The sequence below is a fragment of the Niveispirillum lacus genome (assembly GCF_002251795.1).
In the GTDB taxonomy this organism is placed as follows: Bacteria; Pseudomonadota; Alphaproteobacteria; order Azospirillales; family Azospirillaceae; genus Niveispirillum; species Niveispirillum lacus.
Genome location: NZ_NOXU01000030.1, coordinates 369,509 through 383,308, shown reverse-complemented (window position 1 = coordinate 383,308; position 13,800 = coordinate 369,509). Strand labels below are relative to the sequence as shown.

Here is a 13,800-nt window from a genome sequence, read left to right as displayed (position 1 = left end):
TGTCGGAACCGGACAGGCAGCCGTGATAATTTCGCCTCCATAAGCAACAGGCCCCGATAGGGCCGAATCCTGCACATAGGTCAAAACAAGGGTTGAGATGATGAAACGGATCGGGATGGGCGCCAGCAGCCTGCTGGCGTTGGGATTGACGTTCATGCTGTCGGGCGCGGCCCTGGCGGATACACAGGTGGCGCAGGTAGCACCCGCCGCCGCCAAGGCCGGCAAGCCGCCGGCGCCGGGCCTGCCGGTCCTGGACGACACCGTGTCGCCTTGCGATAATTTCTTCCTGCATGCCTGCGGCGTGTGGAAGCGCGAAAATCCCATTCCCGACGATCAGGCGCGCTGGGGCAACTTCAACGTCCTGGCCGACAAGAACCTGACCCTGCTGCGCCAGATCCTGGATCAAGCCGCCGCCAATCCGACCCCGAAGACCGCCCGTATCGCCGACTTCTATGCCGCCTGCATGGATGAGGCGGCCGTAGATGCCAAGGGGTTGGCCCCGCTGGCACCGATGCTGGACCGGATCAACGGTCTGACGGACAAAAAGGACCTGGGGGCGGTTATCGGCTTTCTGCATGATCAGGGCGTGAATGCCCTGTTCGGTTTTGGCCGCATGCAGAAATTCAGCGATGCCGTGCAGACCATCGCAACGGTCGGCCAGGGTGGCCTGGGTCTGCCGGATCGCGATTTCTATTTCAAGGATGACCCCAAATCCGCGGAACAGCGCGCCGCCTATGTTGCGCATGTCGCCAAGATGTTCGAACTGGCTGGGACACCAGCCGACGCTGCAAAGGCCAAGGCCGACACGGTCATGGCGTTTGAGACAGCGCTCGCCGAGGCGTCGATGACCCGCCTGGAACGGCGTGACCCGCAAAAGCAGAATAACCCTACGGTTCTTGCTGATTTTGCCAAGTCGGTATCGGCCATTGACTGGGCCGCCTACCTGGCAGCCATCGGCGCACCGGCCTTTAGCGAGATGAATGTCGGGCAGCCGAAATTTTTTGAAGCGGTGAATACCAAACTGACCCAGGCCAGTGTGGAAGACATCAAGACCTATCTGACCTGGCATACGCTGCGCAGCAATGCCCAATGGCTGCCCACCGCCTTCAGCGAAGAGGCCTTCAATTTTTACGGCCGCACCCTGAACGGCACCAAGGAACAGCGTCCACGCTGGAAGCGCTGTGTCGCTGCCACCGACAATGCGCTGGGCGAAGATCTGGGCCAGTATTTTGTGGAGAAGGCGTTCGGCCCGGAACACAAGAAGCGCATGCTGACCATGGTCGGCGATGTGCAGGCGGCCCTGAAGGACCGGATCAGCGGTCTGGAATGGATGAGCCCGGAAACCAAGACAAAGGCGCATGAAAAGCTGGCCAACATGCCCAATAAGATCGGCTATCCCGACAATTGGCGCGATTATTCGGCGCTGACCATCGTGAAGGGCGACCTGCTGGGCAATGTCACCCGCGCCGAAAGCTTTGAACAGCGCCGCCGGCTGGCCCGGATCGGGCTGCCGCGCGACAGTTCGGAATGGGGAATGACCCCGCCGACGGTGAACGCCTATTATTCGCCGCAGCAGAACAATATCAATTTCCCGGCCGGCATTCTCCAGCCGCCCTTCTTCGACTTCACCGCCGACGACGCCTATAATTATGGCGCCATCGGCGGGGTCATCGGGCATGAGATCATCCATGGTTTCGATGACCAGGGTCGCAAGTTCGCCGGTGATGGCAACCTGAAGGACTGGTGGACCGAGGATGACGCCAAGCGCTTCACCGAGCGGGCGCAGTGCCTGGTGGATCAATATTCTGGGTTCCAGGCTGTGGAAGGCGTCAACCTGAACGGCAAGCAGACGCTGGGCGAAAACACCGCCGACAATGGCGGTCTTGCGGTGGCGCTGGACGCGCTGAAGCGCCGGCTGGGTGAGGCCGGGATGCGGAAGAAGATCGGCGGGCTGACCGCTGAACAGCGCTTCTTCTATGGCTGGGCCAATGTCTGGTGTGCGCAGGAACGGCCGGAATTCCGCCGCCTGCAGGCCCAGACAGGCGTGCATTCCCTGCCCGAATACCGCGTGAACGGCACCTTGTCGAACATGCCGGAATTCGCCAAGGCCTTTAACTGCCAGCCAACCGACAAGATGGTCCGGGGCGACAAGGCCTGTAAGGTCTGGTAACACCCCCCTTGCCTCTGTCACCATGGGGCCGGTCCTGTGTTCGGGACCGGCCCCTTCCATGTTGTTCGGGACTTTGGCCCGATGCCGACAGCAATCCGCCTGTCCACACCTGCCGACAATGCCAGCATCCACCGCGTCTGGCGCGCGTCAGTGGATGCCACGCATGGGTTCATTGCCCCGGCGGATGTGGCCCTTTATGAACATCTGCTGGTAACCCTTTACCTTCCCAGCAAACCGCTTTGGCTGGCCCTGTCCCCCGATGGCGTGATCCAGGGGTTCATCGGACTGGCAGGCCCGAAAATCGAAGCCTTGTTTGTGCATCCGGACTGGCATCGCCAGGGGGTGGGCCGCCGCCTGATCGCCCACGCGCTGGGTCTCCGCCAGCATCTGGTGGTCGATGTGAATGTGCAGAATCCGGGAGCCGTGGATTTTTATGTATCGCAGGGTTTTCTGGAGATCGGACGGTCACCGGTGGACCATGCTGGAAAACCCTATCCGTTGATCCATATGGCGAAGATCTGATCTGGAGTCTGACCTGGAGACGGCAATGGCACCCACCTTCCCCATCACCCGCAGCGATGCCGAGTGGCGCCAGCTTCTGACCCCGGACCAGTATCGGGTGATGCGGGCCCATGGCACCGAGCGACCCGGGTCCTGTGGCCTGCTGCGGGAAAAGCGTCCGGGCCGCTTTTGCTGTGCCGGATGCGGACAGGCGCTGTTTCAATCCGGGGACAAGTTCGAGAGCGGCACCGGCTGGCCCAGTTTTAACGACCCGCTGCCGGGATCGGTCGGCACCCATGTCGACCGATCCCATGGGATGGTCCGTACCGAAGTGCATTGCAGCCAGTGCGGTTCCCATCTTGGCCATGTGTTCGAGGATGGGCCACCGCCGACCTTCCTGCGTTACTGCATCAACGGGGTGGCCCTGGCTTTTGTGCCGGATTGACCGCTGCGGCTGCCTCGATGATATCGGCAGCGTCGATCAGACCGCGGTCGCGGGCCGCCTTTCCAGCACCGATACCGTCCTGATTGATGGCGCGCGGGTTTGCTCCCGCGCGGAGAAGAAAGGCGGCCATGGCAGCGGCCTCCTCCTCCCCTTCCGGCAGGGCGAACAAAGGCAGCGTGCCGAATTTCGGGTGCGGGGCGTTCACCAGTGCCGGTTCCTGGGCAAACAGGTCGGTCAGCCGATCCACCAAACCCAGATAGACCATTTCCGACACGTCCCGGCTGAACGGGGCCAGGAAGGCGGCGATATCGCGCCGGCCAAAATGCGCGGCGAAGCCCATGGCACCGCCGCCATAATCAGTGGCCGTGGGCCGGTCGACATCTGCTCCGCGTGTCACCAGCAAGCGGACAACATCCAGCGCATCGCCCATCACGGCGTACTGGATGGCCCGCTGACCGCCCGCATCGGCCAGATCGACAGGCACGCCCAACGCCAGAAGCAGTTCCACAACCCCCACCCGACCCTGCTGTGCCGCATTGTGCAGGGGTGCTGGGTCGTCCAGAACCTGTGGATGCGCCAGGGCCAGGGTCCGGGCCTGTTCCCGGTCGAGCGCCATCGCCGCCGCCTGAAACGCCATGGCCGGTGACAGGTCGGGTTCGCGCGCGCCATGGCGACGCAGCAGATCCGCCATGGCACGGTGACCATAGACCAGGGCTTCGACAAGCAGTGACCGGCCGGAATAAGCGTGAATACCATCCGCATCTGCCCCATGCCGCAGCAGCCAGTCGGCCCCACTCAGATGGTTGTAGGCCACGGCATTGCCCAGCAGATAGTCGATCACCGGCAGCGGGAAACGGCCCCCGATCCGCGGCGCGTCCAGTCGTTCCAGCCAGGCCCCCGTCACGCCGCGCGCCGCACAGGCCGACCAGATAACATCCAGCCATTCCACCTCATCCCGGCTGATGGAGGTATTGTACAATGCTTGAAGATCAAACGGATCGGCGCCGCGCTCCACCAGCAGGGCCATCAGGGCGCGGGCATCGGGATGCGGGGGCCGGTCACCTTCCCCCTGCCCGATCAATCCAGTCAGAATGGTAAAGGCATTGCCCCAACCATCGTCAAAGCGGGCATTGGGATCGGCCCCATGGTCCAGCAGCAGGCGCGCCATCTCCACCCCCGCCCCACCCGGCAGGCGGGCATAGGCAAGGTAGAGCAGCGGTTCCCAGTTCAACGGGCCGGTCTTGCGGTTCACCAGACTGGCATCGGCAGCCAGTCGCCGTGCCACAGAACTTGTGTGCCCACGCAAAACATCCAGCAGCAGGTCGCCAGCCCCGATATCGGGCCAACGGGCCAGAATGCGCGCTGCCGCCGCCCGGTCGCCACCATCCCAGGCGGCGCGCAGGACAGTATAAACCTTGGAAGCCTGCGACTGCCGTGTGAGTGCCAGATCCGCCACAGCCTGCTTGAGCGCTGCCCAGCCCGCAAACCCGTAGTCGCGGGCCAAGGCCAACTGGACATCACGCAGGCCGGGATCAGCCGGGGCCTGGGGCGTGAGTGTGCTCAGGCGGGTGCGGGCGGCGCTATCACCGGCGCGAATGGCCTTCAGCCATCGCTTGGCCTCCCGCCGCAGCGTATCAAGATGGGTGGCCGGGGTCAGTGTGCGGGGCATGGTTCTTCCTTCCCATGGTGCCCTTGTCCGCTGAAACGGGCGGGAGGAAGCGGATCGACATGGCGAACCAGCTCGGATGGGTGGAAGCAGGCTTCCTTGCCGCGGACAGGAGGCGCCCCAACGCGCACTGCCGACAGGATCAGCCAAAGGGGTGGGCGCCGTCAATCCCCACGGCGCCCCTGGCCCCTACTTGGTGCGCAGCGAACCGCTGATCGGCTCGGGCAGAACATCAACCCATTGCCCATAGGTCGGGTTAGGGATGATGATCCAGCGGCTGTTCCACAAATCCTCATGTTCAGCCGCGATACGGGCACGGGCCGCACTGTCATCCTGACGGGTCACGGTCATCATATCGCTGAACTGATCGCCCAGGGACATGACGATACGGTGGGTGCGAATGACCTCTTGCCGCCGCGGGGCCTTGTCGCTGGGCCAGCCATTCTGACCCTTCAACAACAGGTCTTCCGGCGCCACCGGACCCAGGCCAACGGCATTCAGATTGGCCAGCGTGTCAGCATGCTGCGGACACGGATCACCGGGGTTGACGGGACGCGGACGACATTCACGGTTGGTGATGAAAACAACGCGCACCTTGTTACGGCGCAGTTCCTTCACAAAATCGACAGCGCCGGGCATGGGGGACGCCGCCCGTTCACCCACCCACTGATCCCACCGCGACAGGTCGAAATGGCGGGTACCGGACAGGATGGCCCGGGCCTGTTGCGGGCTGTTATCCAGCACCGTTTCATCGACGTCGAAAATGGCGGCCGGTGGTTTGCCGGTGCCGCCATCGGTCTGTTCCAGCGCCGACGATCCCGGCTGTTTCAGCGCGGCGGGCAGGCGACTCGTGGCCAGCGCATAGGCCTGCTTCGAGAGGCGGCGCAATTCTTCGGCTTGTTGCATGTACAAAGTGGCCAGCAGGCGCGGATCATCTTCCGGGCCCGGCTTGGGCGTGGCTACCGGGGCTGGCGTGGTGATGGCTGCTGGTGGCGGGGCTTTGTCGGCAGGGGCGGCGATATGGATGGCACAACCGGACAGGGCAACAGCCGTTGCCGCCAGCAGCAGGACGCGGATGGATCGCATGTTCATTGCACTTTTATGACGGTCTGGTGAGGGGCGACAATGCCGTGCCCCTGCCCCCCTGTCCAGTACCGCGGCCCCGCATCAAATCGCCTTGCTGTGCCGCCCGCCCTCTGGGTCCAGATGCCGGTCGAACAGGGCCGCGACGGAGCGGACCAACGGTCGTGCCGCCTCCGGAACGACCAGCCGTGTGCCGGACAGATGAACAACCCCGTCGCCAGCCAGATCGGCAATCGCATGCGGATCGGGCATGATGGCTTCGTGCGGGGTGTCAAACGCCGCTGCCACCTGAGCCAGATCGACATCGAAACGACACATAAGTGCTTCAATCACGGTGGCGCGCAATTTGTCATCCAGGCTCATCCGGTAACCGCGCGCGGTGGCCAGACCCTCGGTCTCCATCGCCTTCAGGTAGCCTGGCAAGGACAGGATATTGGCGACATAGCCTTGAGGCAGCTTGCCAATGGCTGAAGCGCCGAAGGCCAGCAGCAGGTCGGCCTCGTCCGTCGTATAGCCCTGGAAATTGCGGCGCAGCGTGCCGTTTTTGGCAGCGATGGCAATATCATCATCCGGCCGGGCAAAGTGATCCATGCCGATACGGACATAACCTGAGGCCATTACCGCCATTTCCATGGCCCGCAACTGCGCCACACGTTCATCGGCGTCCGGTAATATTTCGGGATCGATACGGCCCTGGTGAGCCTTGAATCCTGGCATATGTGCATAACCGAAGATCGACAGACGGTCAGGTTTCAGGCTCACGGCTTGGCGCACCGTATCCACACAACTGGCCACGGTCTGGCGCGGCAGGCCATAGATCAGGTCCAGATTGACGCCCCGGATGCCGACTGCCCGCAGCCGCTGGACTGCCGCTTCGGTCATGGCAAAGGGCTGTATCCGGTTGATGGCGGCCTGCACCTCGGCATCGAAACTCTGCACACCCAGCGAAGCACGGGTGATGCCGACATCGCCCAGAGCCTCTACCATGTCCGGTGTCAGGGTGCGGGGGTCGATTTCGATGGCGATTTCTGCGTCCGGGGCGATCTGAAAGCGGGTACGCAGTTCGGCCATCAACGCCCGGAAGCCCTGTACGGGCAGCAGCGTCGGCGTGCCGCCCCCAAAATGCACATGCCGTACAACCGGCCCCTGCGGCAGCAAGCCCGCAACATTGCGCAGTTCGGCCGACAGGGCCGCCAGATAGGACCAGATCGGGTCCTCGTGTCGGACCACGGTGGTGTGGCAGCCACAGTACCAGCACATGGATTTACAGAAGGGCAGATGCAGATACAGCGACAAGGCGGATCGCGGATCGGCCGATGACAGCCAGTCGCGATAAGTATCCGCCGTGACAGCATCGGTGAAGTGCGGCGAGGCCGGATAAGACGTGTAGCGGGGCACGCGCTGATGTCGGTACTTGGCAACAAGATCGGGACGCATGACGGGCCTCGCACAGGGCTGGTCGGATCGCGGATGGGGCGAACATTGCGCCCACCGCACCGATGCAGCCTTGATCCATCGCAAATCGACGAAAGTCTGTCTGCATGTCGGCCTTGCACGGATGCCCGGCATTTGCCACACCAGCAGGCATGCCTGATCTTTCGCACGAATATCGCCTGGGCCATGGGCCTGACTTCCCGGTCTGCGGTGTGGACGAAGCCGGGCGCGGCCCCCTGGCCGGGCCAGTGGTGGCCGGCGCCGTCCTGTTGCCCCCTGGGGCCATACCCGCCTGGTGCGATGGCATCAATGACAGCAAGAAGGTGAAGCAGGCGCAGCGCGAAGCCATGTTCACCCGGATCATTGCCCATAGCCCCTATGGAGTGGGCGTCGCGTCGGTGGAGGAAATCGACGCGGTGAACATTTTGCAGGCCACATTCCTGGCCATGGCCCGTGCGGTGGACGATCTGGCCACAAAAATCGGCCGTCTGCCATCGCTGGCGCTGGTGGATGGAAACCGTCCGCCAAAACTGCGTTGCCGGGTGGAAACCCTGGTGGAGGGTGATGCGCTGTCGCTGTCCATCGCCGCCGCGTCAATCGTGGCCAAGGTGACACGGGACAAGATCATGGGGCAATTGGCGGTCCAGTACCCCGGATATGGTTGGGAACGCAATCAGGGCTATGGCACCGCCGCGCATCTTGCGGCCATCAAAAAGCTGGGTCCGACGCCACATCACCGGCGCTCTTTTGCACCAGTTTCCGAACAACTCTCCCTAACTCTCTGACTCTTCTGACTCTTCCAAAATTTTTCTGTTGACGGCGACTCGGGCCCGACTCATTGTCGGGGAAATTCCTCCTCCGAGTCGGCAGCAAAAAACATGAACGACAAGCCTGCAACAAACCGGATTCTCGTCGGTGATTGCGTCCAACTGATGCGCGATATGCCGGCCCGGTCGGTCGATGTGGTCTTCGCCGACCCACCCTATAACCTGCAACTCAATGGCGACCTGATGCGCCCCAACCATACCCGCGTCGACGGGGTGGATGAGGAGTGGGACCGTTTCCAGGATTTCCAAAGTTATGACCGCTTTACCCGCGACTGGCTGGATGCGGCGCGCCATACGCTGAAAGATGATGGGACCTTGTGGGTGATCGGGTCCTACCACAATATCTTCCGCGTCGGCGCCATCCTCCAGGATCTGGGGTATTGGGTGCTGAACGATATCATCTGGCGCAAGTCGAACCCGATGCCCAATTTTAAGGGCCGGCGTTTTGCCAATGCCCATGAAACCCTGATCTGGGCGTCAAAGTCGAAAGACAGCAAATATTACTTCGCCTATGAGGCGATGAAGGCGCTGAACGAGGATTTGCAGATGCGGTCCGACTGGACCCTGCCTCTGTGCACCGGGTCGGAACGGCTGCGCGACGAGACGGGACAGAAAGCGCACCCCACCCAGAAGCCGGAAAGTCTCCTGTTCCGCGTACTCATGTCGTCCACCAAGGTTGGTGATACGGTGCTGGACCCGTTCTTTGGCACCGGCACCACGGGCGCCGTGGCCAAACGCCTGCGCCGCCGCTGGATCGGCATCGAGCGTGAGCATGAGTATGCGCGTCTGGCCAATGAACGCATCGCCCAGGTCGAAGAAGTGGCAGAGCCGGAACTGCTGGAAATCACCTCCAAGCGCAGCCAGCCGCGTGTACCGTTCGGCAATCTGATCGAACGGGGCTTCCTGAAACCCGGCACCATGCTGTTCGACAATCGCCGCCGTCATATTGCCAAGGTGCGTGCCGACGGCACCCTGGTGGCCCAGAACCATCTGGGTGAACATAAGGGCTCCATCCATCAGGTGGGCGCTGCCATGCAGGGCTTGCCAGCCTGCAATGGCTGGACATTCTGGCATTTCCAGCAGGGTGGCGCGCTGGCCCCCATTGATGTCCTGCGCCAGCAGGTGATCAGCGAAAAGCACTAATCAGGGACAGGGGGCGGATCGGTCCCCATTGGCCCCCGGTTCTGACTGTTCATTGCCCCCGCCGGCCCGTCCGGCGGGGTTTTTGCTGTTTTTGCATGCCTGTTAAGCCATGTGATGCAAATCACGCATGCCACAGCGACAAGAGCGTAAACCGTCCATCAGCGAACATCTGGCCCCGATCACTGTCCGTTTCCGGACAATCGCCGCCCTAGGATGATCGCAATCCAATCCACTTTTTGCAAAAATCACCACTTTGTCGCCATAAACGCCCTGTAGATGCCTACCGATTTTCCAGAATGCGCCAAAAAGCCACTTGGCACGGTGTTTGCTGATACAGGTTCATCAAGACGACACACACTGACGGAGACCAAAATGACCGATCTGACCAATAACAGCCAAGCCGATGAGAGCCTGCTGAGCAGCTTCCTGGCTTCCCTGCCCACCGCGGCAGACCTGATCGAAGCCGGCGCGGCCCTGGCCGTTGGCGCCCTGATGACGATCAGCCTGCATGTGATGCTCTGATCACTGCCCCCATGTTTTTGAAATGATGGAGAAGACAATGCCCGCTTTTATCCACACCGCCGCCGATGACGCCCACGACGTGCTGTCGGGCCTGCGAACCTCGCTGCCCACCATCGCCGATGTGATCGAGGCCGCCACCCTGGTTCTGGCCGCCGCCTTCGTGGCGATCAGCCTGAACACCCTGTTCTGATCCCCCACCCCACCCCGAAGGAGAACATCATGTCCGCTTATCTTCATGCCGCCGCCCATGATGCCGAAGATGTCCTGTCCGGTTTGGCCAGCACGCTCAAAGACAGCGCCGGCATCATCGAAGCAGCCACCGTCCTGGCCGTTGCCGCCTTTCTGTCCATCACACTGCATGCCTTGATCTGATCCACCCTTCTCCCCCATGCCGCCCGGCGGCGGGGGATGGGGGTGGCGATGGCCGGAGAGCCGTCACACCCTGCTGCGCACCGCCCCCTTAACGGCAGCGCCACACAGACCGCCCTGACGGTCGCGCCCAAAGCGCCCCTTCTGCTTTCCAGTCCCCGCTTCAGCACAGGCATCCGCCCGGTCGGACGCCGGCATTGCGCACCCGCCCTCGCCGGGTCGACGCGCCGGTCCCTTAGATCACCCAGATTACGCCCCTCCTCGCATCCGCGCCCGCCGGCCTTTCCGGCGGGTTTTTGCGTTTGTCGCAAAACCGACCTGCCGGAGATCGCCGGAGCAGGACAACGTAAAACTACGTTCGGCGACATTGTTCGCACACGGACAGCGAACGAGATGCCATTGTCCGTTTTCGGACAGTCGCCATCACCACCACATGATCAATGGGCCATAATATCGTTATTTTTTCCATCAAGTGAATAAAGCGACCATCATGATGGCTAATTATTTTCCAGAATACACCCAAATAGCACTTGGCACGGCCTTTGCTGTACTACAGACATCCAGACAACAAATCATGATGGAGATAAAAATGACCGACCTGACGAACAAGATCGAAACCGAAGGCTCCCTGATCGAAACGGTGCTGGCCTCGGTGCCGACAGCCGCAGACCTGGCCGAAGCGACGGCCGTGCTGAGCATCGCGGCCGTCCTGACCGCCTGCCTGAACCTGATGCTCTGATCAAACCCGACCCCAGCCCTTCCCTGCCCCACCCCACCCTGAAGGAGAACATCATGTCCGCTTACATCCACGCCGCCGCCCATGATGCCGAAGATGTCCTGTCCGGTTTGGCGAGCACGCTCAAAGACAGCGCCGGCATCATCGAGGCCGTCACCGTCCTGGCCGTCGCCGCCTTTCTGTCCATCACGCTGCACGCGCTGATTTAAGGTAGACGGTACCCCTGCTGTCAGGTTGGCAGGGGAAAGAAGGCCGTGGGAACATAGTTCGGCACTTCGCGCGGAATGCGCACTGTGGCCACGGTGCCCTGGCCCAGAACACTGTCGATGGTGATGGCCCCGCTAAGCCGTTGCGTCACCTGATTAAACACAACATGCAGACCCAACCCCATACTGCCAGCCGCCCGACGGGTGGTGAAGAACGGATCAAACACCTTGGGCAGGATATCGGCTGGGATGCCACAGCCCTGATCCACCACCGCAATTTCCACCATATAGGCGTCAATCGCCCGCCCGCGCAGAATGATGCGCCCGGGCCGGTCGGGTGCATAGGCATGATCAGCGATATTGGTCACCAGATTGGTGATGACCTGGGCCAGGGCGCCAGGATAGGTATCCATCTGGATCGGCATGACATCGATTTCGATGCGATTGCCGTTACCGGCAACACGGGCCCGGATCAGCGACATGATCTCTGACAGATAATCGCCCAGTTCAAAGATACGGCGTTCATCACTGCCATGATCCACCGCCACGCCCTTGAAGGTGCGGATCATGTCAGCCGCACGGGTCACATTGCGCTGGGCCAGGGCAGCCAGTTCCCGCCCATTATCCAGCGCCTCTGTCAGACCGGACCGGGTCAGCAGTCCCTTTTCGACCTGCCCGTGCAGAGAGCGAATACTGTCATTCAACTGTGATACGGCAGACAGGGTGACGCCGAGCGGTGTGTTGACCTCATGCGCCACGCCGGCCACCAATTGACCCAGGGCCGCCATTTTTTCCTGCTGCACCAGACGCTGCAGAGCCTCGCGGGTTTCACCCACGGCGCGGTCCAACTGCTGATAGGCCTCAGCATTGGCCATGGCGATGGCCCCATAAGCGCAGATGGTCCGGAAAATCAGCAGTTCCCGGGGCCCATAGGCATTGGGCTGGTCGCTCTGAACGGACACAACACCCAAAACACGATTGCCAAGCGCCAGCGGTCGGAACAGGACCGTGCGCATGTGACGTGTACCCGGCACGCTGTCGGGAATGGTGCGTTCCCCCCAGGCCACCAGGATCTCCTCATTATCCCGCACACAACGGGCAGAGAGTTTGTCAGATGCCAGCGGCACCTGACGCGGCGGCAGGCGCCGGCCATCCTCCGTACGGAAACGAATATCAATGATCTGGTTGACTTCGTCCTTCAGTCCCACGAACAGGGTGTTGGTGGGCATGAGATCGTGCAGATGGCGCGACAGGGTGGTAAACACTGCTTCCGCATCCAGACGCGCCGTAATTTCCTGCCCGATCACACCCAGCCGTTCCAGTGTCTGATTGGCATGGTCCAACTCGGCCGCCCGCGTCGCCTCAGCCTCTGCCAGCGCTCGGTTATGCTCCGCCTCTGCCTTGGCCCGGGCGGTATCAAAACGAACCTGCAAGGCCTGAATACGCGCACCGTTCTGGCGGTCGAAGTTACGCTGCCAGCTTTCGCGGCTGCGCCGTTCATAGGCTAGCGCCTTCCGGTAATCGCCAGCCGCCTCGTAATCACGGGCCAGCTCAGCATAAATTTCTGACCGGATCATCATCCCACTCAGGCTGTCACCCAAGGCGATGGCCTGTTCCATGATTTCAATAACCGGAGCCAGGTCTGTCGGCGACGTGGTGCGCAGAATGGCAGCCCGCACCCTTATCGCTTCAATTTCATAATATGGATTGCGTTGGTCACACGCCTGCCGACGAACCTCTTCTGCCATGGCCGCCGCAGCCTCAAGTCGGCCGGTCTGGAGAAGGGCCGTCACAACCCCCACGCCATTGGGCAACTCCAAATCCGGTTGCCCAAGTTTACGCGCAATCGCAAGGCCCTTCTCAAACCAGGACAGGGCTTCTTCCGGCGCGTTCATCAGCAGGCAAAGACCACCGAATGCATTATAACTGATAACGTGCCGACGAATACTGTTGAGCCTGTCCAGATAAGGCAAAGCATCTTCAAACAACACACGCGCCCGTTCGAGCTGCCCGAGGCTCGTCGTCGTCTCCGCCATCGAAGCGAGTGACGTACCGATGGCTTCTGGCCAGCCGGTTGGTGCGGCGAGGTTGTAAGCCTTTTCTTTCCACTCCATCGCAGTGGAAAGATCGTACAGATTGGCGAAAGCGGACCCGATCATCATTGCCAGATGGACGGCCAGCCAAACTGCACCTGTTGTTCCCGCACTTTCAAATCCGGCCTGCCAGATACGAATGGCCGTTGGAAAATCACCGCGCTGGAACGCTACGCCACCGCGAAAGGCGGCCATATAGGCCAGAACACCGGGATGGGCCGGAAGCAAGTCTTCCCGCAACGTATCCATCCACTGGCGTGCCGCACTTTTCAAATCTTCGTATTGCCGCTGATATGCCACCCGACATCTGACAGTAAACAGCCGGATATCATCATTGGCCGCCTGATAGAAGCAGATCGCTGAATCGAAATCCGCATACGCAGAAGAGACCGTTCCCGACATTAAATGGATTTCAGCGCGACAAAAAGCACTGTCACCACGCCCCAGACTGTCCCCAGCCGCAGCAAAATAAGAATCAGCTTCGTTCACGTTACGAAGTGCTTCATCAAACTTCGCTTGTAATCTCAGACTTTCTGAAACTGATAAAAGAAGCCGACCTTTCAAAACGTCGGAAAGCTGGCCGGCGCTGGGCAGCACTGAGGCAA

General features: G+C 61.4%; 14 protein-coding genes. 10 read left to right on the top strand and 4 right to left on the bottom strand.

What is annotated here, in order from left to right:
- Window positions 1-97 precede the first annotated feature (97 nt).
- The 3 genes from CHU95_RS14660 to msrB all read left to right on the top strand — a co-directional run bounded on the left by CHU95_RS14660 (window position 98) and on the right by msrB (window position 3,116).
- Window positions 98-2,170 (top strand): M13 family metallopeptidase, encoded by a 2,073-nt coding sequence (locus CHU95_RS14660; RefSeq protein ID WP_094457061.1) that lies wholly within the window; start codon window positions 98-100, stop codon window positions 2,168-2,170.
- A gap of 81 nt (window positions 2,171-2,251) precedes the next feature.
- On the top strand, window positions 2,252-2,692 hold the full coding sequence (locus CHU95_RS14655; RefSeq protein ID WP_094457060.1) for an acetyltransferase: 441 nt from the start codon (window positions 2,252-2,254) through the stop codon (window positions 2,690-2,692).
- Window positions 2,693-2,717: 25 nt separating this feature from the next.
- Window positions 2,718-3,116, top strand: a complete 399-nt coding sequence (msrB, locus tag CHU95_RS14650) for a peptide-methionine (R)-S-oxide reductase MsrB (protein WP_094457059.1) — start codon at window positions 2,718-2,720, stop codon at window positions 3,114-3,116.
- On the opposite strand, the gene CHU95_RS14645 is transcribed toward msrB, so the two are convergent.
- From CHU95_RS14645 to hemN, 3 genes are all read right to left on the bottom strand, one after another.
- Window positions 3,082-4,785 carry an ankyrin repeat domain-containing protein gene (locus CHU95_RS14645; protein ID WP_094457058.1) on the bottom strand — a complete coding sequence of 568 codons (1,704 nt, stop codon included), beginning with the start codon at window positions 4,783-4,785 and terminating at the stop codon, window positions 3,082-3,084. The two genes, msrB and CHU95_RS14645, sit on opposite strands and share 35 nt — an antisense overlap.
- A 186-nt stretch (window positions 4,786-4,971) precedes the next feature.
- Window positions 4,972-5,868: a 5'-nucleotidase, lipoprotein e(P4) family gene (locus CHU95_RS14640; RefSeq protein WP_207762505.1), complete on the bottom strand. Its 897-nt coding sequence runs from the start codon at window positions 5,866-5,868 to the stop codon at window positions 4,972-4,974.
- Window positions 5,869-5,949: 81 nt separating this feature from the next.
- Window positions 5,950-7,302: an oxygen-independent coproporphyrinogen III oxidase gene (gene hemN, locus CHU95_RS14635; RefSeq protein ID WP_094457056.1), complete on the bottom strand. Its 1,353-nt coding sequence runs from the start codon at window positions 7,300-7,302 to the stop codon at window positions 5,950-5,952.
- A 149-nt stretch (window positions 7,303-7,451) separates the two neighbouring features.
- Between hemN and CHU95_RS14630 the strand changes: the two genes are divergently transcribed.
- The 7 genes from CHU95_RS14630 (at window position 7,452) to CHU95_RS22510 (ending at window position 11,105) form a co-directional block, all read left to right on the top strand.
- The gene (locus tag CHU95_RS14630) at window positions 7,452-8,084 is read left to right on the top strand and encodes a ribonuclease HII (RefSeq protein ID WP_094457055.1); all 633 of its coding nucleotides are present in this window, start codon (window positions 7,452-7,454) and stop codon (window positions 8,082-8,084) included.
- Between the two features lie 93 nt (window positions 8,085-8,177).
- Entirely contained in the window at window positions 8,178-9,269 is a 1,092-nt protein-coding gene (locus CHU95_RS14625) for a site-specific DNA-methyltransferase (protein ID WP_094457054.1), read from the top strand.
- 372 nt (window positions 9,270-9,641) lie between these two features.
- Window positions 9,642-9,791: a hypothetical protein gene (locus CHU95_RS22530; RefSeq protein ID WP_165772186.1), complete on the top strand. Its 150-nt coding sequence runs from the start codon at window positions 9,642-9,644 to the stop codon at window positions 9,789-9,791.
- A gap of 37 nt (window positions 9,792-9,828) precedes the next feature.
- Window positions 9,829-9,981, top strand: coding sequence for a hypothetical protein (locus CHU95_RS22525; RefSeq protein ID WP_165772185.1), 153 nt, complete (start codon window positions 9,829-9,831; stop codon window positions 9,979-9,981).
- A gap of 29 nt (window positions 9,982-10,010) precedes the next feature.
- The gene (locus CHU95_RS22520; RefSeq protein ID WP_165772184.1) at window positions 10,011-10,163 is read left to right on the top strand and encodes a hypothetical protein; all 153 of its coding nucleotides are present in this window, start codon (window positions 10,011-10,013) and stop codon (window positions 10,161-10,163) included.
- A gap of 586 nt (window positions 10,164-10,749) precedes the next feature.
- A complete protein-coding gene (locus tag CHU95_RS22515) occupies window positions 10,750-10,899 on the top strand; it encodes a hypothetical protein (protein WP_165772183.1) in 150 nt (49 codons plus the stop codon).
- 53 nt (window positions 10,900-10,952) lie between these two features.
- A complete protein-coding gene (locus tag CHU95_RS22510) occupies window positions 10,953-11,105 on the top strand; it encodes a hypothetical protein (protein WP_165772182.1) in 153 nt (50 codons plus the stop codon).
- Between the two features lie 20 nt (window positions 11,106-11,125).
- Here the strand turns inward: CHU95_RS22510 and CHU95_RS14620 are convergent, their stop codons facing one another.
- Window positions 11,126-13,435, bottom strand: a complete 2,310-nt coding sequence (locus tag CHU95_RS14620; protein WP_165772181.1) for an ATP-binding protein — start codon at window positions 13,433-13,435, stop codon at window positions 11,126-11,128.
- Window positions 13,436-13,800: the final 365 nt, after the last annotated feature.

Coding starts and splice junctions, on each gene's coding strand:
- CHU95_RS14660 (WP_094457061.1), top strand. CDS start 98: ATGATGAAACGGATCGGGATGGGCGCCAGCAGCCTGCTGGCGTTGGGA.
- CHU95_RS14655 (WP_094457060.1), top strand. CDS start 2,252: ATGCCGACAGCAATCCGCCTGTCCACACCTGCCGACAATGCCAGCATC.
- msrB (WP_094457059.1), top strand. CDS start 2,718: ATGGCACCCACCTTCCCCATCACCCGCAGCGATGCCGAGTGGCGCCAG.
- CHU95_RS14645 (WP_094457058.1), bottom strand. CDS start 4,785: ATGCCCCGCACACTGACCCCGGCCACCCATCTTGATACGCTGCGGCGG.
- CHU95_RS14640 (WP_207762505.1), bottom strand. CDS start 5,868: ATGCGATCCATCCGCGTCCTGCTGCTGGCGGCAACGGCTGTTGCCCTG.
- hemN (WP_094457056.1), bottom strand. CDS start 7,302: ATGCGTCCCGATCTTGTTGCCAAGTACCGACATCAGCGCGTGCCCCGC.
- CHU95_RS14630 (WP_094457055.1), top strand. CDS start 7,452: ATGCCTGATCTTTCGCACGAATATCGCCTGGGCCATGGGCCTGACTTC.
- CHU95_RS14625 (WP_094457054.1), top strand. CDS start 8,178: ATGAACGACAAGCCTGCAACAAACCGGATTCTCGTCGGTGATTGCGTC.
- CHU95_RS22530 (WP_165772186.1), top strand. CDS start 9,642: ATGACCGATCTGACCAATAACAGCCAAGCCGATGAGAGCCTGCTGAGC.
- CHU95_RS22525 (WP_165772185.1), top strand. CDS start 9,829: ATGCCCGCTTTTATCCACACCGCCGCCGATGACGCCCACGACGTGCTG.
- CHU95_RS22520 (WP_165772184.1), top strand. CDS start 10,011: ATGTCCGCTTATCTTCATGCCGCCGCCCATGATGCCGAAGATGTCCTG.
- CHU95_RS22515 (WP_165772183.1), top strand. CDS start 10,750: ATGACCGACCTGACGAACAAGATCGAAACCGAAGGCTCCCTGATCGAA.
- CHU95_RS22510 (WP_165772182.1), top strand. CDS start 10,953: ATGTCCGCTTACATCCACGCCGCCGCCCATGATGCCGAAGATGTCCTG.